Genomic DNA, 13,034 nt, shown 5'->3' on the forward strand with positions numbered 1-13,034 from the left:
GTGCGTCGTCGAGGTAATTACTACATGTAGTATTGCAGAGGTTCTGGAGTGAGGCAACAAAACGACTGTCTGTTTGATGTGTCTTTTGAGAGTTTAGTAATAGTTTCACGAAAAACATGAACAATTTATTACATAATAGTCAAACAAAGCATGCCGGGTGGGTAACGCGTTTTGCACCTAGCCCCACTGGTTTTCTGCATCTGGGGCATGTGGCCTCGGCTTTGTATGGGTGGCAAAAGGCCCAGCCGGATGGGGAATGGTTTGTGCGGCTGGAGGATATTGATACCCAACGCTGCAAGCCGGAATTTATTCCCGCCATTTTGCAAGATCTGGAATGGTTGGGCTTGCGTTCCGCTCGGCCTGTTTTAAGGCAATCGGCCAATATGCCTGCCTATCAGGCAACGTTGGCGAGGTTGGATACAATGGGGGTGCTATACCCCTGTTTTTGCACGCGCTCTGATATCCTGCGTGAAAGTGCCGCCATATTCTCAGCCCCACATACGGCCCCAGATGGCAGTTTGTGCTACCCCGGAACGTGTCGCCATCTTTCCGATCAGGAACGGCAGGAGCGCATCAGCCAAGGGCAACCCCATATGTTGCGGCTGAATATGAGCAAAGCCCTGCAATGGGTAAACCAATGCACACATGGCGCGCCACTGACGTATCAGGATCAAGAACGCGGAACAGTTTTATGCCATCCTGAATTGTTCGGTGATGTGGTGCTTGCACGCAAAGACATTCCCGCATCTTATCATCTTTGCGTCACGCATGATGATGCCGCCCAAGGCGTTACACTGGTAACACGCGGGGAAGATTTGCGCCCAGCAACAGACCTACACCGGGTATTGCAAGCCCTTATGGGTTGGAACGTGCCAGACTACAGCTTTCATCCGCTATTATGTAATGCAGAAGGCCGCAGGCTGGCCAAGCGGGATGGTGCATTGGCTGTGCGCGCTATGCGCAAAGCAGGCCTTTCAGCGGAAGATGTGCGCTGCAAGGCAGGTTTCCCACGCATTTTTGAGAGATAAACGCTGAATTGCGTACAAAAAACGCGGCGTATGAGAAATCTCCGGTTCCGCCAGAGGCCGAACAGGATTACTGTGCCGCCCCAGAACCGAATGTCTGTTTCAGGGGCATGTATGGTGTCCTGGTAACTGGCATGAAAAACATAGTGTCGGAAAGTAAGAGAACCATGAGCATTGTTGCTGACCGCATGAACAGGATCAGCCCGAGCCAGACGATTGTCATTTCGACACGGGCGCGTGCACTTAAAGCTGAAGGCCGGAACATCATCAGCCTTTCTGCTGGTGAGCCAGATTTTCGCACGCCCGAAAACATCTCCCGCGCAGCAGCCAAGGCGATTGAAAACGGCCAAACCCGTTATACCGATGTTGCTGGTACGCCAGAACTGCGTAAGGCTGTGGCAGAGCGTTTTAAGCTGGATAGTGGTCTGGATTATACGCCGGAGGAAATTATTGTTTCCACAGGTGGCAAACAGGTTATCTACAATGCCATGATGTCCACCCTTAATCCGGGTGACGAGGCAATTATTCCGGCGCCATGCTGGGTTTCCTACCCCGATATTGTTACGTTGGCAGAAGGCAAGCCCGTTATTGTACCCTGCAAGCGTGAAAATGGTTTTCGGATTACAGCAGAACAGCTGGAAGTCGCCATTACGCCGCGCACAAAATGGTTTTTTCTGAACTCACCCTGTAACCCTACAGGTGTGGCCTATTCTGCCGAAGACCTGCGCCCGCTGTGTGATGTTCTGCTCCGCCACCCGCATGTGTGGATCTTTACAGACGATATCTATGCCAAGCTGGTTTACGATGGCTTCCGCCCCGCTACGTTTGTGGAAGTAGAACCTCTGCTGCGTAGCCGCACCGTTACCATGAATGGTGTTTCCAAGGCGTATGCCATGACAGGCTGGCGCATTGGTTTTTCTGGGGCTCCGGTAGAGCTAACAAAAGCCATGAACAAACTTCAGGGGCAGTCCACCTCCAACACCTGTTCCATCGCACAGGCTGCGGCTGTGGAAGCACTTACCGGCCCGCAGGAGTTCATTCAGGAAATGGTTGCCACCTATCAGGGGCGGCGCGACATGGTTGTTTCCATGCTGAATGAAGCCGAAGGGCTGGAATGTGATGTACCGCAGGGTGCGTTCTATGTGTTCCCTACAGTTGAAAAATGCTTGGGCAAAACGTCTCCGGGTGGCAAAAAGCTGGAAACGGATGAGGATTTCGTAACAGCTCTGCTGGAAGAAGAAGGCGTTGCCGCTGTGCATGGTTCGGCCTTCATGTTCCCCGGTCATATCCGTATCTCCTATGCTACGGATACAGATAGCCTGCGCGAAGCTTGCGCACGTATTCAGCGCTTTTGCAAAGGGCTGCTGTAAAATATGGCGCGGTCTTTTGCAAACAGGCTGAAAGGTTTGCCTGCGCCTGCCACTATTGAAATGGCACGGCGTGCACGCGCGCTTAAGGCGGAGGGCAAGCCTGTTATCTCCCTTGCTTTGGGGGAGCCGGATTTTGCCACACCGCCTGCCGTGGTAGAGGCCGCCCATCAGGCCGCCTTGGCTGGGCAGACCAAATATCCACCCGTAGATGGTACGCCAGCCCTTAAGGCGGCCATTGCCCGCAAGTTCACGCGTGAAAACGGGCTGGATTACAAGCCGGAGGAGATTATGGTCTCCAACGGTGGCAAGCAGGTTATCTTCAACGCTTTTATGGCCACGCTGAATGCGGGTGATGAAGTGGTGGTGCCCACGCCTTATTGGGTCAGCTATCCGCTTATTGCCCGTATGTTTGGCGCAACACCTGTTTTTGTACCCTGTCGGGAGGAAGACGGTTTCCGCCTGAAGGCGGATGAACTGGCAAAAGTGCTGACACCGCGCACACGTTGGGTGGTGTTGAACTTTCCTAATAATCCAACAGGCGGTGTGTGCTCAGCGGATGATCTGCGGGCTATTGCGGAAGTGTTGCGGCAGTATCCAGATATCTGGATACTTTCAGATGAGATTTACGAACATCTGGTGTTTGATGGTGCAAAATCAGCATCTATTGCCGCTGTAGCGCCTGATCTGAAAGAACGCACCATTACCCTCAATGGCGTTTCTAAAGCTTATGCCATGACAGGCTGGCGCGTAGGTTTTGCGGGCGGTCCGGCAGATCTTATTGCCACCATGCGGGGTGTTCAGGGCAATGCCACATCTGGCGTGTGCTCCATAGCGCAGGCGGCGGCAGCGGCTGCGTTGGATGGTCCGGCAGATTTGGTGCAGGAAATGGTGGCAACATATGGCCGCCGCCGTCGGATGGTCGTGGAAGCATTGCGGGCCATTCCGGGGTTTACCTGCGCTATGCCCGATGGTGCGTTTTATGCGTATCCGGGTGTTGCCGGGTGTCTGGGCCGAACGACCGCTGCGGGTAAGCGGTTAGAAACAGACCATGACTTTGCATTAGCTTTGCTGGAAGAGGCTTTTGTAGCCACTGTGCCAGGAAGCGCCTTTGGGCATTCACCTTATTTGCGGTTGTCCTGCGCAACGGCAGATGAAACACTGCGCGAGGCCTGCCAGCGTATTGCTCAGTTTGTAGAAGGCTTGCAGTAAAGCTTTCAAGTAAAGTGCAGGCGCAATTAAAAATGTGCCTGCACTTTCTTTATTCTTTCAAAACATTCCGCGCATAATGATGAGCAAGTGCTGTGCTGTCTTCCGTGTCGGGCAGCAGGCCGACCAGTTGCAGTTCATCGCAATACTGCGCCAGTTGTTCGCGCAATGATTTGCCAATAACGGGCCGGATAGCAGGTTCGCTGTGTAGCATTGCGCGTATGCTGGCTGCGGAAAGATCCGTAATGTCTGGCGCAATCAGGGTTGCTGCATCATCGCGGTGGGTATCTGTCCAGCGTGCTGCATCACGTAGGGCCAGCACAAGGGCAATGGCGGCATCTGGGTCATCTTGAAGGGCAGAACTGGAGGCGCCAAGCACCATACTTGTGCGCTCAGCATAGTGGCCAGTATTGCTGCCTGCTAGCTCAATAAACAGATCAGGGAAGGATTGAAGCAGCCACCATGCCTGATAATCATGCGCAACAACGGCATCAATTCTTTGGCTGCGTGCGGCATCATCAATTTGTGGGAGAGGTAGATCCAGCCAGTTGATGCGATTCATGGCGTCCAGCCCTTTGCGGCGCATCATAATGGCAAAAAACAGCTTATCTGCTGCGTTCTGATCCATAACGGCTACAGTGTGGCCCATAAGCTGGTCTAGCCGTGTAATATGGCTGCTGCGGCGTACTAACAGCCGAAAATTGCCCGGCTGCACGCCAATAAGCAACTGCGCATTTAGCCCTGCATAAAGGTGCCTAAGCCACGTAAGGGCAGGGGCTACGGCGTAGGAAATATCCCCTCTGGCCAGTGCATTAATGGTGTCTTCCCCATTTATGGTGGCGAAGGGCAGATCTACATCCAAGCTATAATGCGCAAAAAAATCTTTTTGTGCAGCCACAGCCAAAACTGGTGCCGATCCAGAATTTGGCCAACCTATTTTGATCTGCCGATAAGCACCATCCGGCTGCTTGTGTGTGTGATGCTTGCCTCGTGTTGCCAGAAAGGTTCCTCCGCCAATGGCGGCAATACCGCCCATACCGGCTAGCAGGAGATTACGACGTGTTTGGGAAGGACCTTGGGCGTTCATTTTTGTAGGTTTACTATGTCTTGCTGTGTCTGTCGCTTTATGAGTGATGGAGGAAATATGAAAAAAAATAAAAAAGGGGGTTTACGGCGCGATTTAGGTTAGCTATATGCTCCCTCGCTGGTCCCGAATAGCTCAGTTGGTAGAGCAAGCGACTGTTAATCGCTGGGTCGTAGGTTCGAGTCCTACTTCGGGAGCCAGCCTTATTTCCCTTTAAAATTTATAAATTATATCAATGCATTAAAGCATTTGTTTATGCTTCGTTCTTTGTGGTGAACGGCTGGCAAATAGCCGTCCACCATTAAAGTAACTATGGCTGAGGCAGCGCGGCAATTCCGGTGAGTTCCACCTTCCATGTGGGGTCTGCCAGTTTGGCTTCTACCGTTGCGCGGGCGGGTTTGTTGTTCTTGTCCAGCCATGCATCCCATGCACGATTCATGCCAGCCATATCATTCATGTCGGCCAGAAAGATCTGCACGGAAATAAGGCGGCTTTTGTCCGTGCCAGCTTCAGCCAATAAGGCATCTACCTGCCGTAGAATATCAGCCATCTGGCCTTCTGCATCCAATGTGGAATCATCGGCAATCTGGCCAGCCAGATAAATAAGACCATTATGAATAACGGCGCCTGTTAAGCGTTCTTCGGGGGCAAGACGTTTGATGCTCATGATTTTGGGTTCTTTGCTATCGTGGAAAAAATTTTATGGAAAACCAAAGTTAGGCAAGCGGCATATTATCAATAAGCCGGATGTCTCCTAAGCTGGCAGCCACAAACAAACGTGTATCTTTGCTGGCAATAGGGGCAGGCGCCAGATTTTCCGCATGGCGGAGTTCCAGATAATGAACGTGAAAGCCTGCATTCTTCAATGCTTCACGGCATGTGGCCAAGCTGCTTTCTACACTTGTGCCGTTCCGCATGGCTGCAAGGCATGCCTTTAGGGCTTGGGGCAGGAACGTGGCTTGTTGGCGTTGTTGTGGCGTAAGCCTGCGGTTGCGGGATGAAAGGGCAAGCCCGTCTGCTTCTCGCAAAGTGGGTACGGGTAAAATATCTACAGGTAGATCCAGATCCTGCACCATGCGTTTGATGAGGCAGAGTTGCTGGTAATCTTTTTCACCAAAGGCCGCGATATTGGCGCGTGTTTGTAAAAACAGCTTGGTAACCACAGTGGCAACGCCATCAAAATGGCCGGGCCTGTCTCCCCCACACAGCATAGTATCCAGCCCGGAAACACTTATACGGGTTGCAAAGCCGGGAGGGTACATTTGGCTTTCATCTGGGGCGTAAAGCACGTCCACTTTGCCGGTATTGCGTAGCAGGCCAGCATCATCTTCCAGCCCGCGCGGGTAATGCTGGAAATCATTGGTGTTGTTGAACTGGATAGGATTTACAAAAATGGACACAATCCGACGGGAGGCTTTGCCATCCAGCGCATTTATGAGTGAAAGATGGCCTGCATGAAGTGCGCCCATGGTCGGCACAAAGCCAATAGTCTGGCCATCTTTCCGCCAACTGGTGCTGAGAGCTGCCAGTTCCGCTTTGGTTTTTACAATCTGCATGATGAATCCTGAGCGCCAGTAATTTAGTCAGCCGGAATAGGTGTTCCAAGCTTCAAAGTGCTGCAATGTATCCATGAATATGTCACTATTCCAGAAGTGGCTGGGCCCTTTTGTGGCTGGTAGATTCTTTGACAGTAAAATAATGCTATGGAATCAAGTGGTTCCACAAAGAGTGTTCCCCGCACACGCAGGGATGAACCGATCATCTTGTCCGACAACTCAAGCCAAGTGGCGTGTTCCCCGCACACGCAGGGATGAACCGGACCGTTGGGTTCTGTTTTTCAAAGACGAGAGGTGTTCCCCGCACACGCAGGGATGAACCGATGGCTCTAACTCAGGCTGATATTGCTGATTAGTGTTCCCCGCACACGCAGGGATGAACCGCACGCTCTCCGTGCCTCAAATCCATTGTGAGAGTGTTCCCCGCACACGCAGGGATGAACCGGTTGCATCTGGTGCCTGCTGCCACGTTCAAGGGTGTTCCCCGCACACGCAGGGATGAACCTCCGGCTGCTGTGCTCTCTCTATCTCTGGCATCGTGTTCCCCGCACACGCAGGGATGAACCCGTTGCAGATACCAATTTGCTGGTTGGTAGTTCGTGTTCCCCGCACACGCAGGGATGAACCGATAAGGGTGACGGCGCTCTGAATGAGCTGTCAGTGTTCCCCGCACACGCAGGGATGAACCGATATTGAGGGGCATCTCTCTGATCTGGTGGCGGTGTTCCCCGCACACGCAGGGATGAGCCGGGGCACGCAACGCAGGCTCTGGGCTGTCACAAGTGTTCCCCGCACACGCGGGGATGAACCGTCTCACCCGGATTACGGTCAATTGCAGCAATCCGATTTAGCACAGAACGAATAGGCTGCGTTGATCCAGAAACAATAACTGAGGGCATGACAGCGCCTTTCTTATGCTGCTATACAGGTTTTGCGAATGACATGCTGTGATCTGGCGATATTCTCCCGACCAGGGCACGCCTTAGTGGCGGAGCAAATTGTGGGGTTACTGGGAGGCCCCACCAGCATGTCATTCCGTATTTCCTGCTACATTTACATTCGGAATGTCCAGACGGCCTAACAGGCAGTGTTTCCTCCACACGTGGGGACTAACTTGAAACAAAACTTTAGGCAGAGTGAAAAGCTTCAAGTCTGTGCTATAAAGACGCATGTCTTACGCTGATTTTGTTCATCTTCGTGTTCATTCTGCCTATTCGCTTAGCCAGGGGGCCATTCGTGTTCCCGATATTGTGGGGCTGGCGAAGGAAATGCACATGCCTGCTGTGGGTATTGCAGATTCAGGTAACCTGTTCGGGGCGTTGGAATTTTCTCAGTATTGTACCAAAAGCGGTATTCAGCCTATTATTGGCAGCCAGATCGGCCTGCCTGCGCGTAATGACAAACCCGGTGCCCCCGCCGAGCCTGTAGTGCTTCTGGCGCAGAATGAAGCAGGGTTGGCGAATCTCCAGTTTCTTTCTTCAGCCGGGTTCCAAAATTCAGATCCGGCAGACCCTTTTGTTTCTCTGGATTTGCTATGCGAGAAAGCAGAAGGGCTGCTGCTGCTGACAGGTGGCACACGTGGGCCGCTTTTTCAGATGCTGGCAGAAGGACAAACGGAAGATGCCGAAAAATGGCTGGCCCGTGTGCATGAAGCCTTTGGTGATAGGCTGATTGTAGAACTGCACCGTCATGGATTAGGTGTTGAAAAAGCTGTGGAACCGGGCGTGCTGACATTGGCCGATCGGTTTGGTCTGCCATTAGTGGCAACGAATGAGTGCTTTTTTCCTACACCAAAAATGTACGAAGCACAGGATGCCCTGTTGTGCATCGCCCAAGGGCGCACGATGGCAGAAAAAGACCGCTTTCGTGTAACGCCGGAGCATTGGTTCAAGCCGCCGGAAATGATGCGCGCACTTTTTGCCGATCTGCCAGATGCGTGTGACAACACTTTGGAAATAGCCCGCCGCTGCGCCATTAAGGTAGAAACCCGCAAGCCTCTTTTGCCTGTTTGCCCTAAGGTAAGAGAAGGCGCGACAGAAGATGAAACCCTGCGTGCTATGGCGTGGGAAGGGTTGGAACACCGTATGTCCGGCATGAAGCTGGATACAGAAACAGTAGAAAAATATAAAGAACGTTTGCGTTTCGAGCTGGATATTATCTCCAAAATGGGGTTCCCCGGTTACTTCATGATCGTGGCGGACTTTATCCAGTGGGCCAAGGCGCATGGCATACCGGTTGGGCCGGGCCGTGGTTCTGGTGCGGGGTCTTTGGCTGCATGGGCGCTTACCATTACGGATATTGATCCTATTCCGTTTAATTTGCTGTTCGAACGTTTTCTAAATCCAGAACGCGTTTCTATGCCTGATTTTGATATCGATTTTTGTCAGGATCGGCGAGACGAAGTGATTTCCTATGTGCGGCATGAATATGGGGCAGATCGTGTTGCGCAGATTATTACCTTCGGTAAACTACAAGCGCGTGCTGCCGTGCGCGATGTTGGGCGTGTGCTGGGCTTGCCGTACGGTATGGTTAACCGTGTGGCAGAGCTTATCCCTAACAATCCTGCCAAACCGGTCACCCTGAAAGAAGCCATTGCAGGTGAACCCAAGCTGCAAGAAATGCGTGATAATGATGAGGCCCTGCGCAGGCTGCTGGAAATAGCCCAGCAGTTGGAAGGGCTCTTCCGCCATGCCAGTACGCATGCGGCCGGGGTGGTGATTGGCGATAGGCCGCTTGTGCAGCTTGTGCCGCTGTACCGAGACCCGAAAAGTGATACGCTCGTCACTCAATATAACATGAAGTTTGTTGAGCAGGCGGGGCTCGTTAAGTTCGACTTTCTTGGTTTAACAACACTCACTATTCTCAAACGGGGTGTCGATTTCATCCGCCGTATGGGCAAGGATGTAGATCTCAGCCACATTCCGCTGGATGACCCCAAAACGTATGAAATGTTGGGGCGCGGTGATACCGCCGGCGTGTTCCAGTTTGAAGGCGCGGGCATGCGCGATGTTCTTAAACAAATGCGCCCAACCCGCATAGAAGATCTGATTGCAGCTGTGGCGCTGTATCGCCCTGGGCCAATGGCGAACATTCCCGATTATTGCCGTAGAAAACACGGAGAGGCATGGGAGCCCCCGCACGAGGAAATTCGCGATATTCTTGAAGAGACCTATGGCATCATGGTCTATCAGGAACAGGTTATGCAGATTGCCCAAAAAATGGCTGGCTACAGCCTGGGCGGCGCAGATTTGCTGCGTCGTGCCATGGGTAAAAAGATCCGTTCGGAAATGGATCACCAGCGCGAAATTTTTACAGAAGGCGCCACCAAACGCGGGATTGACCGTGATAAAGCCGTTGAGGTTTTTGACCTTATGGCTAAGTTTGCAGATTACGGCTTTAACAAATCTCATGCTGCTGCTTATGCTTTTGTTTCGTACCAAACAGCATGGATGAAGGCCAACCATCCAGTGGCCTTTTTGGCTGCTTGTATGTCTTTGGCGCGGGAGCGTACGGAAAAACTTGCTGCTTTGCGTCAGGAAGCAGAGCGGATGCACATTGCAGTGTTGCCGCCAAATATCAATAAATCAGAAGCTGATTTTTCGGTCGAAAAACAGCCAGATGGAACATACGCAATCCGTTATGCGCTGGCTGCCATCAAAAAGGTGGGCTATGGCGCAATGGAATCTCTGGTGGAGGTGAGGGGAGAAAAACCTTTCAAAAATCTAGCAGATTTTGCAATCCGTATTGATCCCAAGCACATCAACCGGATGCAGTTGGAAAATCTGGCAAAAGCTGGTGCGTTTGAATGTATTGATAAAAACCGGGCCCGTGTTTTTAGATCAGCAGATGTTATTTTAAGGCGGGCGCATAGTCAGGCGCAGGAGGCAGCTTCTGGCCAGATTGGGTTGTTTGGTGGCCCAGGTGAAGTTGAGCCTCTGCGGTTGGTGGAAGGGCACGATTGGCCAGAATTTGAACGTCTGGCGATGGAAGCAGAAGCTATTGGCTTCCATATGACAGCCCACCCGTTGGATGCTTATGGTTCGGTACTGCGCCGTTTGGGTGTTACGCGCACATCTCAGTTGCTAACTGCGGCGGAGCTGGGTGGTGGCCGTGTTAAAATTGCTGGCTGTGTGGTGGATAAAAAGGAACGCCCAACACGCACAGGTAATAAAATGGCATGGGTACGCCTTTCCGATGCATCTGGTGGTTGTGAAGTAACTGTTTTTTCGGAAGTGCTGACGCGTGTGCGTGATATTCTGGTAGCTGGCACCGCTATACTCGTAACAGCCGATTTAAAGCTGGAAGGCGAAGCCCTGCGGCTTACCGCTACAGATATTGTGGATTTGGAAGCCGCTGCGGCGCAAGGGCAAAGCGAAATGCGGGTATGGCTAGAAAAGCCCGATGCCTTGCCAGACTTGCAAGCTATTCTGGAACCACAAAAGGGCGGAGCAGGGCGGATTGTTTTGTTGCCGGGTGTTGCAGATAGTTGCGATGTAGAGGTGCGCCTACGTGGCCGTTACAAGGTTACGCCCGTTTTGGGGCAAAGGCTGCGCACACTTTCCGGCGTTTCTCGGGTGGAACAGGTCTAACATTGGTTCAGGTAAAGGAGCTACAATGGAGGGACCCCGATGTTGTTTTATCGGTATGGGGTCAACAGCCATGGTGTGCTTTTCTGGATAGTGGCGGCAAGATAGATAATCGAAGCCGATGGCAGATTTTTTGCCGCAACCCATGCCATACAGTGGTGGCGTGGCCTCATGAAATAGAGGTAGATAGCACAAAAAAACCGATAATTTCTGCTGATGATATTTTTGAAATTCTACGTATTTTTCATAATGAGTTAAAAGAAGATATGGTTGGAACATGCCCGCAAGGCATTCCATTCTGGGGTGGTCTTATTGGGTTTGCCAGTTATCAAATGGGAATGATTCTGGAAGGCGTTTTGTCTCGCCATAAAGACCAGAATACACCCGCATTGGCGGCGGGTATGTATGATCATGCCTTTATTTGGGATCGTTTTGAAAAACGTGTGTTTCTTGCAGGAATTTCAAGTTTTTTTGTGAATGAAACCAATGTGGCGCAGTCTATAAGGGAATGGAACATGCTTCCTGAGCATGTTCCACCATATAAGCTACATGCGGCCAAGCCGTTTGTTCCAGACCAAAACCATGCAGCTTATTGTCAGAGCGTTACGCAAACGCGGGATTATATTGCTGCGGGAGATATTTTTCAGGCAAATATAACATGCCGGCATACAGCGGATGTGGCTGAAAATATGCTGAGCGCTGAGGTTTACCGTGCATTGCGGCAGCAAATACCAGCACCTTTTGGTGCGTATTTGTCATGCGGTCCAGATTTTGCGCTGCTATCTTCTTCCCCAGAAAGATTTTTGAAAGTGGATGCGAATGGTTGTGTCTCATCACGGCCTATCAAAGGCACGGCACCACGAGGGCAAACGCCGGAAGAAGATGCGTTTTGGCATAATGCACTTCTACATGATGAAAAAGAGCGTGCCGAAAACCTGATGATTGTTGACCTCATGCGGCATGATATCGGACGCATGGCACAAATAGGCAGCGTGTATGTGCCAGACCTACTGGTGGTAGAGCAGTTTCCGCATGTGCATCATCTGGTTTCAGAAATTCGTGGAAAGTTGCTGCCTGATAAAGATGTTTTTGATCTTTTGAAAGTAACATTGCCCCCGGGGTCTGTAACAGGGGCCCCAAAATATCGAGCCATGCAGATTATAGATGAGCTGGAAGCCTCTGCCAGAGGTGCGTATTGCGGCACTGTGTTTCGTATTGGAATAGATGGCAGTATGGACAGTTCCGTAATTATTCGCAGTTTGGAGCATTCCAAAAATCATCTGAGTATTGGTGTTGGGGGTGGTGTAACCATTCTATCTGACCCAGAAAAGGAATATAAAGAAATGTGCCTGAAGTTTGCACCATTTCAGAAGTTCTGGGGGCAGGCGTGAGTATTATCTGGTTAAACGGCAAAATATATCCCGTAGAACAAGCTGCTATCAGCCCGCTAGATCGTGGCGTAACATTGGGAGACGGGTTGTTTGAAACTTTGCGTATAAAGAACGGCACAGTTTTGCATTTTTTATGGCATTATCAGCGTCTTTGTAACGGTGCTCAAGTTCTGGGGCTGTCTGTTCCAGAGCAAGATAACACTTTGCAGGCGATCCGGGAATTTTTGGCATATGCGGGTTTTGAGAATGGCTCTGCCCGGTTGACTGTAACGCGTGGGGTGGCGCCACGCGGCTTGCTGCCGCCAGAACACTGCAAGCCAACAGTTTTCATAACAGGTGCTGCCGGTGTCTTTAGGGAGCAGGCTGTTCGTGTGTGTGTGAGTGAGCTGGTGCGCAGAGATGAGCTTTCCCCACTTTCTCGCATTAAATCGCTCAGTTATTTGCCCGGTATTGTAGCAAGGCAGGAAGCGGATAGAAAAGGCTGCGATGATGCCCTTTTACTAAATATGCAAGGGCATATAGCGGAAAGCACAATTAGTAATATTGTTGTGCAAACAGAGGCAGGATTGATAACGCCTCCTGTTATAGAAGGTGCTTTACCGGGCATTGCCCGTAGGCTGCTATTAGATGCAGGCGTAATGCAAGAGCGGTCTATCTGCTACGAAGATATTGTAAAAGCGCAAGGGGTGTATTTAACAAATAGCCTTTCCTTGCGCACTGTTACGCATTTGGATGGAAAAGCGCTCTCATGCCATCCAGAATCTTATGGAAAAATAAGGGAAATTCTGAAAAAATAAAATTTGCAACTCTTCCAAA

Annotated in this window: 9 protein-coding genes, 1 tRNA gene and 1 CRISPR repeat array; of the genes, 7 read left to right on the top strand and 3 right to left on the bottom strand. The window is 51.3% G+C overall.

The features are described from left to right. Window positions 1-116 precede the first annotated feature (116 nt). Genes gluQRS through ACP7IZ_RS07725 form a run of 3 tightly spaced genes read left to right on the top strand, consistent with a single transcriptional unit; the run spans window position 117 to window position 3,604 of the window. On the top strand, window positions 117-1,028 hold the full coding sequence (gene gluQRS / locus ACP7IZ_RS07715; protein ID WP_426848588.1) for a tRNA glutamyl-Q(34) synthetase GluQRS: 912 nt from the start codon (window positions 117-119) through the stop codon (window positions 1,026-1,028). Between the two features lie 8 nt (window positions 1,029-1,036). Then, window positions 1,037-2,395 (top strand): pyridoxal phosphate-dependent aminotransferase, encoded by a 1,359-nt coding sequence (locus tag ACP7IZ_RS07720; RefSeq protein WP_426848589.1) that lies wholly within the window; start codon window positions 1,037-1,039, stop codon window positions 2,393-2,395. Between the two features lie 3 nt (window positions 2,396-2,398). Next, a complete protein-coding gene (locus tag ACP7IZ_RS07725) occupies window positions 2,399-3,604 on the top strand; it encodes a pyridoxal phosphate-dependent aminotransferase (RefSeq protein ID WP_089179365.1) in 1,206 nt (401 codons plus the stop codon). Window positions 3,605-3,653: 49 nt separating this feature from the next. On the opposite strand, the gene ACP7IZ_RS07730 is transcribed toward ACP7IZ_RS07725, so the two are convergent. Beyond that, window positions 3,654-4,688: an ABC transporter substrate-binding protein gene (locus ACP7IZ_RS07730; RefSeq protein ID WP_426848591.1), complete on the bottom strand. Its 1,035-nt coding sequence runs from the start codon at window positions 4,686-4,688 to the stop codon at window positions 3,654-3,656. Window positions 4,689-4,809: 121 nt separating this feature from the next. Between ACP7IZ_RS07730 and ACP7IZ_RS07735 the strand changes: the two genes are divergently transcribed. Next, window positions 4,810-4,885, top strand: a tRNA-Asn gene (locus ACP7IZ_RS07735). A gap of 110 nt (window positions 4,886-4,995) precedes the next feature. Here ACP7IZ_RS07735 and ACP7IZ_RS07740 read toward each other — a convergent pair. Together ACP7IZ_RS07740 and panC are read right to left on the bottom strand one after the other, a co-directional pair. After that, window positions 4,996-5,352 (bottom strand): RidA family protein, encoded by a 357-nt coding sequence (locus ACP7IZ_RS07740; protein WP_426848592.1) that lies wholly within the window; start codon window positions 5,350-5,352, stop codon window positions 4,996-4,998. Between the two features lie 49 nt (window positions 5,353-5,401). After that, window positions 5,402-6,241, bottom strand: coding sequence for a pantoate--beta-alanine ligase (gene panC, locus ACP7IZ_RS07745; protein WP_426848593.1), 840 nt, complete (start codon window positions 6,239-6,241; stop codon window positions 5,402-5,404). Window positions 6,242-6,413: 172 nt separating this feature from the next. Next, window positions 6,414-7,052: a CRISPR direct-repeat array (repeat unit 29 nt; unit sequence GTGTTCCCCGCACACGCAGGGATGAACCG). A 358-nt stretch (window positions 7,053-7,410) separates the two neighbouring features. Here panC and dnaE point away from each other — a divergent pair. From dnaE to ACP7IZ_RS07760, 3 genes are read left to right on the top strand one after another with little or no spacing between them, the layout of a single operon-like run. Continuing rightward, on the top strand, window positions 7,411-10,830 hold the full coding sequence (gene dnaE / locus ACP7IZ_RS07750) for a DNA polymerase III subunit alpha (RefSeq protein WP_426848595.1): 3,420 nt from the start codon (window positions 7,411-7,413) through the stop codon (window positions 10,828-10,830). A gap of 2 nt (window positions 10,831-10,832) precedes the next feature. Beyond that, window positions 10,833-12,218, top strand: a complete 1,386-nt coding sequence (gene pabB / locus ACP7IZ_RS07755; protein WP_426848597.1) for an aminodeoxychorismate synthase component I — start codon at window positions 10,833-10,835, stop codon at window positions 12,216-12,218. After that, window positions 12,215-13,015, top strand: coding sequence for an aminotransferase class IV (locus ACP7IZ_RS07760; protein ID WP_426848656.1), 801 nt, complete (start codon window positions 12,215-12,217; stop codon window positions 13,013-13,015). The genes pabB and ACP7IZ_RS07760 overlap by 4 nt, the downstream gene beginning before the upstream one ends. Window positions 13,016-13,034 lie beyond the last annotated feature (19 nt).

It is taken from the genome of Acetobacter sp. AAB5, assembly GCF_050106715.1.
Classification (GTDB): Bacteria; Pseudomonadota; Alphaproteobacteria; order Acetobacterales; family Acetobacteraceae; genus Acetobacter; species Acetobacter oryzifermentans.